10 protein-coding genes and 1 pseudogene are annotated in these 15,109 nt (G+C 64.5%); 7 read left to right on the top strand and 4 right to left on the bottom strand.

The window, feature by feature from the left end; genetic code table 11:
• Positions 1-32: 32 nt before the first annotated feature.
• On the bottom strand, positions 33-821 hold the full coding sequence (locus ABID58_RS27395) for a thermonuclease family protein (RefSeq protein ID WP_354035889.1): 789 nt from the start codon (positions 819-821) through the stop codon (positions 33-35).
• Positions 822-1,021: 200 nt separating this feature from the next.
• Here ABID58_RS27395 and ABID58_RS27390 point away from each other — a divergent pair, with 200 nt between their 5' ends.
• The 4 genes from ABID58_RS27390 (at position 1,022) to ABID58_RS27375 (ending at position 5,978) form a co-directional block, all read left to right on the top strand.
• On the top strand, positions 1,022-2,620 hold the full coding sequence (locus ABID58_RS27390; protein ID WP_354035888.1) for a GMC family oxidoreductase: 1,599 nt from the start codon (positions 1,022-1,024) through the stop codon (positions 2,618-2,620).
• Positions 2,621-2,627: 7 nt separating this feature from the next.
• A complete protein-coding gene (locus ABID58_RS27385; protein WP_354035887.1) occupies positions 2,628-3,077 on the top strand; it encodes a hypothetical protein in 450 nt (149 codons plus the stop codon).
• A 91-nt stretch (positions 3,078-3,168) separates the two neighbouring features.
• Positions 3,169-4,188 (top strand): S1C family serine protease, encoded by a 1,020-nt coding sequence (locus tag ABID58_RS27380; protein ID WP_354035886.1) that lies wholly within the window; start codon positions 3,169-3,171, stop codon positions 4,186-4,188.
• 62 nt (positions 4,189-4,250) lie between these two features.
• Positions 4,251-5,978: an FAD-dependent oxidoreductase gene (locus ABID58_RS27375; protein WP_148752427.1), complete on the top strand. Its 1,728-nt coding sequence runs from the start codon at positions 4,251-4,253 to the stop codon at positions 5,976-5,978.
• 141 nt (positions 5,979-6,119) lie between these two features.
• Here ABID58_RS27375 and ABID58_RS27370 read toward each other — a convergent pair.
• Positions 6,120-9,596 (bottom strand): annotated as a pseudogene (locus ABID58_RS27370) (indolepyruvate ferredoxin oxidoreductase family protein).
• A 621-nt stretch (positions 9,597-10,217) separates the two neighbouring features.
• On the opposite strand from ABID58_RS27370, the gene ABID58_RS27365 reads away from it, so the two are divergent.
• Positions 10,218-10,922: a cysteine hydrolase family protein gene (locus ABID58_RS27365; RefSeq protein ID WP_354035885.1), complete on the top strand. Its 705-nt coding sequence runs from the start codon at positions 10,218-10,220 to the stop codon at positions 10,920-10,922.
• Positions 10,923-10,926: 4 nt separating this feature from the next.
• Positions 10,927-12,594, top strand: a complete 1,668-nt coding sequence (locus ABID58_RS27360) for a regulator (RefSeq protein ID WP_354036014.1) — start codon at positions 10,927-10,929, stop codon at positions 12,592-12,594.
• A 93-nt stretch (positions 12,595-12,687) separates the two neighbouring features.
• Here ABID58_RS27360 and ABID58_RS27355 read toward each other — a convergent pair whose 3' ends face one another.
• Positions 12,688-13,239 carry a TetR/AcrR family transcriptional regulator gene (locus ABID58_RS27355; RefSeq protein WP_354035884.1) on the bottom strand — a complete coding sequence of 184 codons (552 nt, stop codon included), beginning with the start codon at positions 13,237-13,239 and terminating at the stop codon, positions 12,688-12,690.
• A 36-nt stretch (positions 13,240-13,275) separates the two neighbouring features.
• Here ABID58_RS27355 and ABID58_RS27350 point away from each other — a divergent pair, with 36 nt between their 5' ends.
• Positions 13,276-14,211: an oxidoreductase gene (locus tag ABID58_RS27350; protein WP_430640180.1), complete on the top strand. Its 936-nt coding sequence runs from the start codon at positions 13,276-13,278 to the stop codon at positions 14,209-14,211.
• A gap of 51 nt (positions 14,212-14,262) precedes the next feature.
• Here ABID58_RS27350 and ABID58_RS27345 read toward each other — a convergent pair whose 3' ends face one another.
• Entirely contained in the window at positions 14,263-15,081 is an 819-nt protein-coding gene (locus tag ABID58_RS27345) for a carbohydrate ABC transporter permease (RefSeq protein WP_430640179.1), read from the bottom strand.
• Positions 15,082-15,109: the final 28 nt, after the last annotated feature.

Raw genomic sequence — 15,109 nt, 5'->3', positions numbered from 1 at the left:
GTCTACCACTCACGGCTGCGTGAACCACTTGCTCACTTTGGCCGGCGGCAATTGTAGGCCCTTCGGAAGCCCGAGGCCTGCGCGTCGTCCTCCGAGCAGAACCAGCGGTCCGGCTGGGTGGTTGCGGCGTAGCTCGGGCAGCCCCGCAGATGATAGATGCCGATATTGCCGGTGACGCGCGCGCGCACCGCGAGCTTGCCCTTGATGGCGCAGCTCGGCGGCGCCGTCAGTTCTTCCGGAAACAGCACTGTGCGAATCTCCTTGTCGCGGTCGGCGCGGCAGGCGGCGCCGAGCAGGGCGCCATCTTTCTTGCCGGTGCGGAATTCTTGCGGTGCAACAAAGCAGCCCTTCCAGATGCCGGCAGATGCCGTCTTGGCTTCGGCAGCCGCCGGCTTGACGTTGGCCTTGGTGGGCTCGCGCGCGATGGCAAAGCCCAGTTTGAGCAGCTGCTCGTTCAACGAGACCTTGTCGCCCTCGACCGTGCAGATCGCCCGATGGCGCTTGCCAAATTTCTTCTCGGGGCCGACATCGTCGCAACGCACGGGCTTTCCGCCGACCAGCTTGGTGAGCTGGTCGCGGGCCTCGATGCCGCAGGTCCAGGGATCGGCGTGATCGTCGATGCAGACCTGGTCCAGCTCGGGCGCGTCGACGCCGTCGAGCCGGTAGGTGACGTCGCCGAGCTGGATGGAGTTGGCATCCCGGACGGTCGCGGCGGCGGTCAGCGCGGTGGCGGGGCTGGAGATCCCCAGAGATCCGGACAGAGCGAGAAATAAAACGAGCGCGAAGGCGCGGGCTGCGGCAAATGAATTCTCGACGGACATAATTTCTCGCTATCGATTGCTCTTGGCCTCCGTTCCTAGCATCCGGCTGGGACGATACCAATGGTCTGCGCTGTGCGAAGTGCGACATTCGCGCGCCAGCCTTTACTCGCCGGCCGGTCTGCCCCTATCGTTTGCCGGCCTTGTGAGCCGTGACGGCCGAATCGCCCGCGAAGCGGCGAGGGCGGGAGGAAGATTTTTTGATGAAAGACCCCGTGGACGTCCTGATCATCGGCGCCGGCGCTTCGGGCGCCGCAGTGGCGTGGTCGCTGGCCGAGACCAAGATGCACATTCTCTGCCTGGAGCAGGGCGGCTGGATGAATCCGGCGGAATATCCCAGCACGGGCCGCGACTGGGAGGCCAAATTCTACGGCGAGTGGTCGTCGAGCCCGAATGTCCGCGGCCGACCCGAAGATTATCCGATCAACGACGACAATTCGCCGATCAAGGTCGTCAACTATAATGCGGTCGGTGGCTCGACGGTGATGTACACCGCGCATTGGCCGCGACTGCATCCCTCTGATTTCAAGGTGAAGACGCTGGACGGCGTCGCCGACGACTGGCCGATCGATTACGACGCCCTGACCCCGTTCTTCGAAGAGAACGACCGGATGATGGGCACATCAGGTCTATCGGGCGATCCGCTGTCGCCGCTGACGCATCCGCCGATGCCGCAACAGCCGCTTGGATTGTCCGGGGCCATCATCGGCAAGGCCATGAACAAGCTCGGCTGGCACTGGTGGCCGTCGGACACGACGGTTGCGACCATGGATTATGATGGCCGCGCACGCTGCATCAATCTCGGCCATTGTACGCCGGCCTGCGCGCAAGGTGCAAAATCCTCGACCGACATCACCTATTGGCCGCATGCCGTCCGCGCCGGCGTCGAGCTGCGCACCCATTGCCGGGTACGCGAGATCACGACCGACGAGAACGGCATGGCCGCGGGCGTGGTCTATTACGACAAGGACGGGGTCGAGCAGTTCCAGCCGGCGCACGTCGTCATCATCGCCTGCAACGGCGTCGGCACGCCGCGGCTGCTGCTGAACTCGAAATCTGACCGCTTCCCGGACGGTCTTGCCAACTCGTCAGGCCTCGTCGGCAGGAATTTGATGTTCCACCCCTATGCGCAGATCTATGGTTACGTGAAGGAGCCGACCGACAGCAACCGCGCGCCGCCGACCTGCCTGTGGAGCAAGCAGTGGTATGACACGGACCTGTCGCGCGGCTTCGTGCGCGGGTATGGCGTCCAGTTCGTGCGCGGGGCCGGGCCGGTGTTCGAGGCTGTCGCCAGCGAGCACAAGGGCATTCTGCCCTGGGGCGCAGATCATCACCGCGTCTTCCGCAAGCTCAACGGCCATCGGCTCGGGTTCTCCGCGATCTGCGAGGACCTGCCGGAGGAGCACAACCAGGTCACGCTCGATCCGGTGCTGAAGGACAGCCACGGAATCCCCGCGCCGAAGATCAACTACACGATCAGCGAGAACAGCCGGAAGATGATGGACCATGCGCTCGCCCGCGGCCGCGAGGTCCTGGAAATGGCAGGGGCGACCGACATCTGCATCAATTCGCCGATCCCGTGGGGCGGCTGGCATCTGCTCGGCACCGCGCGGATGGGCACCGACCCAAAACGCTCCGTCGTCAACGAATGGGGCCGCACGCATGACGTGAAGAACCTGTTCATCGTCGACGGCAGCATCTTCGTCACCTCGGGCGGCGTGAATCCGACGTCCACCATCCAGGCCCTCGCGCTCTACATCGCCGACCAGATGAAGCAGCGCCTTGCCAATTTGTTCGACTGAGGCCGCTATGTCCGCAGACAATCAACTCACGCGCGCCCAGCGCGACGACCTCCGCACTATCGCAGCGATGATCGTTCCCGCCAGCGACGAGCACAAGGTGCCCGGCGCCGATGATCCCGCGATCCAGGCCGACATTCTTGCTACGCTCGGCCGCGACGCCAAATTGGTGACGGCGGCGCTGGACCATCTGGCGCGGCTTGCCGGCCAGCCGCTCGCGGAGCTTGATGCCGCGAGGCGCGATGCAGTGGCGCAGGAGCTTCGCAAGCAGGGCGGCGCGGCGGCCGCGACACTCGTTCGCGTCGTGCTGCAATGCTACTACCGCGACGATCGCGTGCTGCGCTCGCTCGGGCTCGAGCTGCGCGCGCCGTTCCCCAAGGGCTATGTGCTCCCGGACGGCGACTGGTCGCTGCTCGACCCGGTCAAGGCCAGGTCCGGTACGTTGCGGCGGGCACCCTAGCCACCTAGGCGGTCCAGCCTTGCGCGCCAGACGGGCCACTTGCGCCTGACGGAACAGGCCACCATCTGTGTGAGCCTCAAGGACTTTTGCCATGCTGGATTTCACTTCAGATATCGTCGATGACGCCGTGTCATCGCGAACGGCGGCGGCTGTCGCGGACAATGACCGGGCCCTGCTGGACGCCTATTCCAATGCCGTGATCGACGTCACCGACCGCGTCGGTCCAGCCGTCGTCCGCGTCGAGACCGGGCCAAAAGTGCCGAACGGCCGCGAACGGGGCGGGCTCGGCTCGGGCATCGTGATCTCGCCGGATGGGCTCGTCCTCACCAACAGCCATGTGGTTGGGACCTCCAAGGAGATCCGGCTGCGGGACGTCGAGGGCAACGTCGGCGACGCCCGGGTGCTCGGCGTCGACCCTGATACAGATCTGGCGCTGTTGCGCGCCAATGGCGTGCGCGACTTGCCCTATGCCGCGCTTGGCAACTCGAAGACGTTGCGGCGCGGCCAGCTTGTGATCGCGATCGGCAATCCGCTCGGCTTTGAATCGACCGTCACCGCCGGCGTCGTCTCGGCGCTCGGGCGCTCGATCCGCTCCGTCAGCGGCCGCACCATCGAGGACGTGATCCAGACCGATGCCGCGCTCAATCCTGGCAATTCCGGCGGACCGCTGGTGTCGTCGAATGCAGAGGTGATCGGCATCAACACCGCGATCATCAATGGCGCGCAAGGCATCTGCTTTGCGGTTGCCAGCAATACCGCGCAGTTCGTGCTCTCGGAGATCATCCGTCATGGTTACGTCCGCCGCGCCTTCATCGGCGTTGCCGGACAGACCGCACCGGTCCCGCGGCGGCACGCGGTGCTGGCCGGCGTCGAGAACAAGATGGGCGCGCTCCTGATGCAGATCGAGCAGGACGGCCCGGCGGCGAAGGCGGGCCTGTTGCCAGGCGACGTCGTGATCAGGCTGGACGGTGTCGACATCAACGGCGTCGACGATCTGATCCGGGTGCTCGACCGCGACCGGATCGGCCGGCGGCTCACCATGGACGTGCTGCGGCTCGGGCGCCTGCGGGCGATCGACATTGATCCGATCGAGCGGAAGCCGCAGCGCTAGCTAGCTGCGAGGCCACGGGCAGGGTATGACGGTGTCATGCCTCGCCTCTGGACCCTCGCCGCATGATGCCGGCGCATGAGACCTACGACGTCATTGTCATCGGCGCCGGTGCCGGCGGCATGACCGCTGCGGCGGTTGCCGCCGCCGAAGGGTTGCACGTGCTGGTGATCGAGAAGACCGCCTTTGTCGGTGGCACGACCGCGTGGTCCGGCGGCATGGTGTGGATCCCTGCCAATGCCAGGATGAAGGAGGCGGGGCTCGCCGACAGCATCACGGATGCCGTTCGGTATCTGTCGAGCACGGTGCCGGAGCCCGCCAATGCGGGCCTGCGCGCTGCCTTCCTTGCGCGTGGGCCAGAGGCGGTTGCCTATCTCGAAGCCAACACGGAAGTTCGCCTGCAGCCGGTGAAAGCCTATCCGGACTTTTATCCGGAGCGGCTCGGTGCGACGCCGGGCGGACGCGTGCTGGAGCCAGTTGCGTTCGACGGCACCCGGCTGGGCGCGCATTTCGCGCGGCTGCGTGCGCCATTGCCGGAGTTCACGCTGTTCGGCGGGATGATGGTCAATCGCCTCGACATCCGGCATCTGCGCCGGATCGGAAAATCGCTGCGCTCGACCTTGCGTGCGGCGCGGCTGGTCTCGGAGTATGCGCTGCAGCGGCTGCGCTGGCCCCGCGGCACGACATTGCATCTCGGCAATGCGCTTGCGGCGCGGCTCTATGCGTCGCTGCTGGCGCGGCAGGTCGAGATCCTCTTCAGCGCCGATGTCGAGGATTTGTCGGTGCAGGGCGATCGAGTCAGCGGCGTGGTCATTCGCCATGGCTCACGCGATCGCTCCATCGCAGCGAGGCGAGGTGTCGTGCTGGCGACCGGCGGCTTTTCGCACGACGCCGCGTTGCGCAAGCGCTTTTTCCCGCCTGCGGCCGGCTTCGTCTCGGCGACCAGCACAGCAGGTACAGGCGACGGGCTTCGGCTCGCGATGACGGCCAGTGCTGCGCTCAACACGGAGGCGACCAGCCCGGCCTATTGGGTACCTGCTTCGCTGTTCCGCCGTGACGACGGCAGCCGCGGCGTCTTCCCGCATACCGTGACGGACCGCGCCAAGCCCGGCGTGATCGCCGTCAACGCGGCGGGGCGACGCTTCGTCAACGAGGCGCTGTCCTACCATGAGTTCGTGCTCGCCATGCTGCGCGATGGCAATGGCGAGCCGGATCGGCCGTTCTATCTGATCTGCGACCGTCAGTTTCTGTGGAGCTATGGCCTCGGCCGCATCAAGCCATTTGCGCGTGGTACCAGGCGCTATATCGCGAGCGGTGAGTTGATCGAGGCGCCTGATATCGCGCAGCTCGCGGCGAAGATCGGCATCAAGCCGTCTGTGCTGAGTGCGACGATCGCGAGCTACAATTCCGGCGCGAAGGAGGGCCGCGATCCCGAGTTCGGCCGTGGCAGCACCATCTACCAGCGGCACCTCGGCGATATCAGCCATAAGCCAAACCCTTGCGTCGCGTCGATCCACCATGCGCCATTCTTCGCGATGCGCATCTACCCGGCCGATCTCGGCACCGCCATCGGCATGAAGGTGGACGCGCAGGCGCGCGTGCTGCGCGCGGACGGCACGCCGATCGCGGGCCTTTACGCCTGCGGCAACGACATGGGCTCGATCATGAATGGGAATTATCCCGGGCCGGGCATCACGCTCGGGCCGGCGCTGACGTTCGGGTATATCGCGGGACGACATCTGGCGGAGGGGAGTGTGGTGACGGCGACGCGTGCTGCCAAGCTATCCCTCTGATCGTTATCTCCGCTGTATCCACAATCTCCGTCATTGCGAGCGCAGCGAAGCAATCCAGGAATCATTCCACGGTGGCAGTCTTGATTGCTTCGTCGCAAGGGCTCCTCGCAATGACGAGCAGAGGGCTTGCCCCTCTCGTCGTTACTCCGCCGCCGCAGCGAAACGGCTGTTCTCCAGCTCGGCCTCGAGCCGCGCCTTCTCGGCCGCAGCCAGCTTGACGTTCGCCTCCTTGACATGGCCGAAGCCGCGGATCGTCTCCGGCACGCGGGCAAGCCTCGCCAGCAGCGGAATTTCCTCCGCCTGCAGGCCGGCTGTCCGCTAATCAATCATCGACAGATATTCCTCGATCAGCTTGCGCTCCGCCCGCCGCTCCTCGGTGCGGCCGAACGGATCGAACGCGCCGCCTCGCAAAAACTTGAGCTTCGCCAGCACGCGGAAGGCGTGGATCATCCAGCCGCCAAACTCCTTCTTCTGCAGATGCCCGGTCGTCTTGTCACGCTGCGCGAAGATCGGCGGCGCCAGATGGAACTTCAGCGTGAAGTCACCGTCGAATTTCTCCGACACCTTCCTGGCAAAACTGCCGTCGGTGTAGAGCCGCGCGACCTCGTACTCGTCCTTGTAGGACATCAGCTTGAACAGGTTTTTTGCGACCGCTTCGGTCAGCTCCGTGGACGCGGGCGAGGTAGCCGTTTCCGCCTTGCGCATCTTGGCGACGGCCGCGAGATAGCGATCCGCGTAGGCCTTGTCCTGATATCCCGTCAGGAATTCGGCGCGGGTCGCGATGATGTCGTCGAGCGACTTCGTCGGCGCGCTCGCCCGGCTCTTGAACTCGAGCACGCTGCGCACGCGCGACATGTCGTGGGTGGCCAGCCGTCCCCAGGTGAAGGCGAGCTTGTTCATCTCGATCGCGGCGCCGTTGATCTCGATGGCGCGGAGCAGGGCCTCCAGCGACAGCGGGATCGCGCCCTTCTGGAAGGCGAAGCCGAGCATGAAGGGATTGGTCGCGATGCTGTCGCCCATCAGCGCCGCGGCGATGCCCGTCGCGTCGATGATGTCGAGGTTCTTGTCGCCGATGGCGTCGCGCAGCACGGTCTGCATCGTGCCCATCTCGAAATCGAGATCGGGGTTTTGCACGAAGCTGGCGGTCGGCTGCAGGTCGGCGTTGATATAGGCCTTGGTCACCCCGCGCTCGGCGCGGCTCAGCGCGGTGGGGCCGGCCGAGACGATCATGTCGCAGCCGAGGATGACGTCCGCGCCGCCGGTGGTGATACGGACCGCGGAAATGTCCTCCGGCCTCTGTGCGATATGGACATGACTCATCACGGCGCCGTTCTTCTGCGACAGGCCGGTGAAATCCAGCGCCGAGCAGCCGCGGCCGTCGACATGAGCGGCCATGCCGAGCAGGGCGCCGATGGTGATGACGCCGGTGCCGCCGATGCCGGTGACGAGGATGTTGTAGGGGCCTTCGAGTTCACGCGCGGGCGGCAGCGGCAAATCGGCGAACATCTGGCCTGAATCCACCGCCGACGTCTTCACGCGCTTCAGTGAACCGCCATGCACGGTGACAAAACTCGGGCAAAAGCCCTCGACGCAGGAAAAGTCCTTGTTGCAGTTCGACTGGTCGATCTGGCGCTTGCGGCCGAACTCGGTTTCCAGCGGCTGCACCGAGACGCAGTTGGACGCTTGTGAGCAATCGCCGCAGCCTTCGCAGACGAGCTCGTTGATGAAGGCGCGCTTGGCGGGATCGGGATAGAGACCGCGCTTGCGGCGGCGGCGCTTTTCCGCGGCGCAGGTCTGATCGTAGATCACGACCGTGAGGCCCGTGATGTCGCGCAGCTCGCGCTGCACGGCATCGAGCTCGCGGCGGTGATGGATGGTCGCGCCTTGCGGGAAGTAATTGCCGTCAGGATATTTCGTCGGATCGTCCGAGACGATCGCAAGGCGCTTGACGCCCTCGGCCCAGACCTGGTGCGCGATCTGTGCGACGTTAAAGGCGCCCTCGGCCGGCTGGCCGCCCGTCATCGCGACGGCGTCGTTGTAGAGGATCTTGTAGGTGATGTTGATGCCGGCGGCCGATGCCGCGCGAAGGGCGAGGAGCCCGGAATGCGTATAGGTGCCGTCGCCGAGGTTCTGAAAAATGTGCTTCTCGGTGGTGAAGGGCGACTGGCCGATCCAGTTCACGCCCTCGGCGCCCATGTGCGAGATCAGGTCGGTGCGGCGGGTCGGCATGCTCAGGGCCATGCCGTGGCAGCCGATGCCGGCCATGGCGCGGCTGCCCTCGGGCACACGCGTCGACGTGTTGTGCGGGCAGCCCGAGCAGAAGAACGGCGTGCGCGCGAGCTTGATCTGCGTGGTGGCGGTGACGGGATTGTCGAAGGCCTCCAGCCGGGCGAGACGCTGCTCCAGCACCGGGCTGTGATGACCGAGCTTGCGCAGCCGCGCCACCAGCGCGCCCGCAACGATGGTCGGCGTCAGCTCGCCTTCGCTCGGCAGCAGCGGCGCGCCGCTTTCGTCGCGTTTTCCCGTGACGGTCGGACGCCGGGACGCATCGATGTTGTAGAGGATGCGCATCAGCTGGTCTTCGATGAAGCCGCGCTTTTCCTCGACCACCAGCACGTCCTGAAGGCCTTCGGCGAAACGCCTGGCGCCGCTTTCCTCCAGCGGCCAGGTCAGTGCGACCTTGTAGATGCGAAGGCCGAGATCCTGCGCGTCCTTGTCGGTGATCCCCAAGTCGGCCAGCGCCTGGCGCAGATCGAGATAGGCCTTGCCGGTCGCGACGATGCCGAGCCGCGCGGGCTTTGAATCGAGCACGATGCGGTCGAGCTGGTTGGCACGGGCAAAGGCTTGCACCGCGGCCATCTTGGGGCCGAACAACCGCCGCTCGGCGTCCAGCGGCGGATCGGGCCAGCGGATGTTGAGGCCGCCGGGCGGCATCTCGAAATCATCGGGGAGCCTGATCTGGATGCGCGCGGGATCGCTGTCAATCGAGGCCGAGCTTTCCACGGTCTCGCTGATCGCCTTGAAGCCGACCCAGCAGCCGGAGAAGCGCGACAGCGCGAAGCCATAGAGGCCGAGATCGAGATAATCCTGCAGCGTTGCCGGATTGATCACGGGGATCAGGGCTGCTGCGAACACCTGCTCGCTCTGATGCGCCAGCGTCGAGGACTGGCAGCCGTGGTCGTCGCCGGCGAGTGCGAGCACGCCGCCATTGAGCGAGGTACCGGCCGCATTGGCGTGCTTGAGCGCGTCGACCGATCGGTCGACGCCGGGGCCCTTGCCGTACCAGATGCCGAATACGCCATCGACCTTGGCGCCGGGAAACAGGCCGACCTGTTGACTGCCCCAGACGGCGGTCGCCGCCAGATCCTCGTTCAGGCCGGGGACGAAGGCGATGTCGTGCTGCTGGAGGTGCGACTTCGCGCGCCACAGCGCATGATCGTACATGCCGAGCGGGGAACCGCGATAGCCGGAGATGAAGCCGCCGGTGTTGAGCCCCTGGAGTCGGTCGCGTTCGCGCTGCAGCATGGGCAGGCGGACCAAGGCCTGGGTGCCGGACAGGAAGATCCGCTTCGATTCGAGCCGGTACTTGTCGTCCAGCTCGACCTGCATCAGCGTCATTTCGAAAGTCCTTGCTTTTCTTGGTCCGGCGAGGGTGTGCGCTGCGGGAGGGAATTTCGGTTGCGAAGCAGCTGGTCGCAGTCAAGAGCATGGACCGGTGAAGTCAATATCGCTGGCCGCATCCGTGGCGCTCCCGCTCGTCATGGCTTGTGGCAGGCGCCGTACAGAAGCCCCGGGGGTGAAGACGCGCGTTCGACAAAGGCAAGGACGTTTGTCGCGACGATGTTGCGCAATACGGCGACGCTGAAGGATTCGTAGGCGTATGAGGAAAAACATCGGTAGCTGTTTGGGGTGGGGTGGCAGCGCCACACTCTCCGCTCGTCATTCGGGGCGCGACGAAGTGGTGAGCCTGGAATCCATTTCGCCTCATATATTGCGGCCCGATGGATTCCGGCTCGACGCTTATGCGTCGCCCCGGAATGACGACGGAGAGCGCTCATCCTTTGAGCAAATGCACGTCGCAAAGCCGTCGCACAGCGAATAAGCAGAGACGATCTCATCCGATAACATTCTGATAGCGCAGCGAATTTCACTACGCTGCGCGTTCAATCGCAATTGTACACAATGGCACGGCGCTTGCAGAACTCCTGGCAAAGAGAGTTCTCGCGGGGGCCTTGAGTCATGTTGAGCTCAACCAAGCCGACACTGGGCGTCATCAACGCCGAACCCGAGCCGATCCAGCTCGACTGGGCGAGCACCGCGCTCGTGATCATCGACATGCAGCGCGACTTCATGGAGCCCGGTGGCTTCGGTGAAACGCTCGGCAACGACGTCAGTCAGCTCGCGCGCGCCGTGAAGCCGATCGGGGCGGTGCTGAAGGCGGCGCGCGACACTGGCATGCTGGTGGTTCACACCCGAGAGGGCCATCTGCCCGATCTCTCCGATGCGCCGCCGGCGAAAGTCGAGCGCGGCGCGCCGTCCTTGCGGATCGGCGATCCCGGTCCGATGGGCCGCATTCTTATTCGTGGCGAAGCCGGTCACGACATCATCCCGGAGCTTTATCCGCTCGACAGCGAGGTCATCATCGACAAGCCCGGCAAGGGCGCGTTCTACGCCACCGAGCTCACCGATGTGCTGGAGCAATATGGCATCGAGAATCTTCTGGTGTGCGGCGTCACCACCGAAGTGTGCGTCAACACCACCGTGCGCGAGGCCAATGACCGCGGCTATCGCTGCGTCGTCATCTCGGACGGTTGCGCATCCTACTTCCCCGAGTTTCACGAGATGGGCCTGAAGATGATCAAGGCCCAGGGCGGCATCTTCGGCTGGGTAGCTGACTCAGCTGCAGTACTGGAGGCGATGAAGACTTCGACCACACAGGGGTAATATGATGAGCACATTGACGGGGACGGCCGGCAAGTCCGATTTGAACAAGCCCGAGTTCAAGCCGGCGTTATGGACATCGGGCGACTGTAACGCGTTTTTCGGCTTCGGCACCAATATCCTCGTCAACATGCTGGTGCTCACGGGCCTGCTGCGTTTCGTATTGAAGATGCCGGACAGTCTCGTATTCGGCCGCATCCTGCCCGCGCTCGGGCTGATGATGTGCCTGTCGACTTTCTATTACGCCTTCCTTGCCTATCGCCTGGCGCAGAAGACCGGCCGCAGCGACGTCTGCGCGCTGCCCTCGGGTGTCAGCGTGCCGCACATGTTCATCGTCACCTTCGTGATCATGCTGCCGATCACGCTCAAGACCGGCGATCCGCTCAAGGGCTGGTCGGCCGGCCTGGTCTGGGTGTTCTTCCAGAGCTTCATCCTCATGATCGGCGGCTTCGTCGCGCCGTTCATTCGCAAGATCACGCCGCGCGCAGCGCTGCTCGGCACGCTTGCCGGCGTCTCCGTCACCTTCATCTCGATGCGGCCTGCGCTCGAGATGTACATGACGCCGCAGATCGGCCTGGTCTGCTTTGCCATCATCCTGGTGAGCTGGTTTGGTGGTGTGAAGTATCCGAAAGGCATTCCTGCGGGTCTCGTCGCCATTGCGGCCGGCATGATCATCGCCTGGGGCTCCAATCTGTTCGGGCTCGGCCTCGGCGGATTGAGCATCGCGGGCGTGGGGGCTGCCTTCTCCAATTTCGGCTTCTCGGTGCCGATCCCGGCGGTAGGCTATGTCTTCTCCGGCTTCGAATATCTCGGCGTCATCCTCGTTACCGCCATTCCGTTCGGAATCTATGACCTGGTCGAGGCGATGGACAATGTGGAGAGCGCTGAAGCGGCCGGTGACGAATATCCGACCACGCGCGTGCTGACCGCCGACGGCATCGTCAGCCTGATCGGCTGCCTGATGGGCAATCCCTTCATCAACGCCGTCTATATCGGCCATCCCGGCTGGAAGGCGATGGGCGGCCGCATCGGCTATTCGGCTGCGACCGGCATCATGGTGGTGGTGCTGGCCTGGTTCGGCATCATCTCGGTGCTGCTGGCGCTGGTGCCGGTGGTCGCGATCTCGCCGATCCTGCTCTATATCGGCATGCTGATCGGTGCGCAGGCGTTTCAGACCACGCCGGTCAAGCACGCGCCGGCGATCGTGCTGGCGCTGACCCCGCATCTCGCCGCCTGGGCCAAGCTCCAGATCGACACCATGCTGGGCTCGACCATGACGGCCGCAGCAACGGTTGGCGGGATGGCCGCCGACAAGGCCGACGCGGTCAAGACCGCAGCGATCGCCGCATTGCCGCAGCAGGGCGTGTTCTATCACGGGCTGGAAGTGATGGGCGGCGGCTCCATCCTTGGTGGCCTCATCCTCGGTGCGATCGGCGTCTTTATCATCGAGCGCGATTTCGAAAAGGCGTCAGCCTTCGCGCTCGTTGGCGCGGTACTGACCTATTTCGGCTTCATGCACGGCGAAGCCGTCGGCATCGGCGGCGGCTTCGGCGTGACGCCTGCGGTGGCGTTCGCCTATGCCGTGATGGCGGCCGGCCTGTTCGCGGCCAGCAAGCTCGGCACCACCGAGCATTATGCCTCTCATCCGGAGATGCACGCCGCGCCGGCGGAGTAGCTTTAGCCGGCATTGATCGCGGCCGGGTGACGCCACGTTGCCCGGCCGCCTACTTGTCCTCGTCCAACCGGCTGCCCGACTGCAATCGAGAGGTCAATCGCCCAACCGGTTTCTGGTCGCGCGAAGAATGTCGTCGGACAGCTTGGGATCGTTCACGGCGCGGGCGAGCACGAGTGCCCCGATCAGGGAGGCGGCCGTCGCGAGCGCCTTCTCTTCGCGCTGCCGCGGCTTTAGCGTTGAGGCCATTCGAGCACTCAGCAGCCCGATCATGCGCCGCACTCCGGCTGTGAAACGTTCTCTCACGCCGCCGCTTTGGCGCGGCATCTCACAACACAGGGCTGCGAAAGGGCAACCGCTTCCCGGTTTGTCGCGATGTCCCGCCGAGAGGTACTCGGAAAAATAGTCCCCGAGCGCAAATCCGTCGGGTATTTCTCGCTCTTTGCCGACAACGGCGTGAGCCACCGCTTCTTCGACAAGCCGTTCCTTGGAGCCGAACTGACTGTACATGCTGCCATGGGTCATCCCGGCAGCGTCGGCCAGCGCGTCGACACCCATGCCGGAGATGCCTCGCTCTCGCATGAGGCGGGAGGCGGCATCGAGAATGCGCTCGCGATTCTTGGCCGCCTGTTCCTTTGAAACGCGCATGTCACAGATCCTTGGTCCCGGGTCTTGACAATCATAATGACGATCGTCATTTACATCAATAGTTACGACCGTAATCAAAATGGTTCGGGGCTGGCACCCTCACAGGAGAAGCTCGTGAATACGACCAACACAAGGATCGCGCTTGTTACCGGCGCCTCATCAGGCATCGGCGAAGCCACGGCGGAGCGGCTCGCGAAAGCCGGCTACAAGGTCTACGGCACCAGCAGACGAGGCGCACAGGCCGGCGGGCGGTCGTTCGAGATGCTGGCCCTCGATGTGACCAGCGATGAATCCGTTGAAGCCGCCGTCGGCGAAGTGATGCAGCGCGAGGGCCGCATCGATCTGCTCGTGAACAACGCCGGCTTCGGTGTTGCCCCTGCCGGAGCGGAAGAGAGCTCGATGGATCAGGCTCGATCGATTTTCGACACGAATTTCTTCGGACTGATCCGGATGACGCGCGCCGTCGTGCCTCACATGCGACGCCAAGGGAATGGTCGCATCATCAACATCGGCTCCGTGCTTGGCTTTCTACCGATGCCTTATGGCGCGCTCTATGCTGCGACCAAGCACGCGGTGGAAGGCTATTCGGAATCGCTCGACCATGAGCTGCGCACGCGCGGCATCCGCGTCTCGGTCATCGAGCCAGCGTACACGAAGACGCCATTCGATGCGAACTTCATGGAGCCGGATGCCAAGCTCGATGAGTATCGCGAGTCTCGCGCGGGCGTCACCAAACGGGTGAACGAGGTGATGACAACGGCCGAGTCCCCTGACGTGGTGGCCGACACCGTTCTGAAAGCGGCGAGCGCGGCGCGGCCGAAACTCCGGTATGCGGCCGGCAAGCTCGCGAACCGCCTGCGGCTCCTTCGCAGGTTCGCGCCGGCCGGTCTGGTGGACGCCGGGATTCGAAAGGATCTGCGGCTCGATGTGGTAGCCGCATCGCAGCCTCCCCGCGCGGCGCGAGCCTTTTGACGGCATGCGGCCGGAACAAGCGTCAGCATCGTATCGCTGGGTGAGGAGCGGTCACCCGCCCTTGACCGCACCTGCCGTGAGCCCGGCCACGATCTGCCGCTGGGCGAATACCGTGAGCAGCAGCACCGGGAGAGTGACGATCAGCGCAGCGGCGGCGAGCGGTCCCCAGCTCAGCTGGTCGAACGAGATCATGTTGTAGACGGCGACGGGCAGGGTGCGGGTCTCGCGTCCGGCCAGCACGATGCCGAACACAAAATTGTTCCAGGAGAAGATCACCGCGAGGATGAAGGCGACCGCGATGCCGGGCTTTGCAATCGGCAGCGCGACGTGGCGGAACACCTGCCAGCGCGTGGCGCCGTCGATCAGCGCGGCTTCCTCCAGCTCCAGCGGAGTCGTCTCGAAATAGCCGATCATGATCCAGATCACGATCGGTACCGTCACCACGAGATGAATGATGATCTGCGGCACCAGCGTGCCGAGCAGTCCCAGCCACTGGAACAGCAGGAACAGCGGGATGAGGTAGGACAGGCCGGGCGTGATGCGGGCGATCAGGATCACGATCGCGGATTTATGCGCGGCCATGCGCGCGATGCCGTAACCGGCGGGGACGCCGACGATCAGCGCGAGCGCCGTCGCGCTCCCGGTCACGATCAAGCTGTTGAAGAAATAGGTCACGAATCGATTGGAGGCGACCACGTCGGCATAGTTCTTCCAGGCGAAATGCTCGGGGATGAAGACCGGCGGGTAGGCGGCGTTGTCGACCTCGAATTTCAGCGAGAGCGACACCATCCAGAGGAAGAACAGGATTGCCGGCGACACGATGACCAGTACCGCGAACCACAGGCTGATCTTGCCGATGATTTGACGCATGTTGATTCGACGCATGTTGAATTGACTT

The sequence above is a fragment of the Bradyrhizobium sp. S3.2.6 genome (assembly GCF_040546885.1).
Taxonomy (GTDB): Bacteria; Pseudomonadota; Alphaproteobacteria; order Rhizobiales; family Xanthobacteraceae; genus Bradyrhizobium; species Bradyrhizobium cytisi.
The sequence above is the reverse complement of the archived record's forward strand: the minus strand, read 5'-3'. Positions and strand labels throughout refer to the sequence as shown.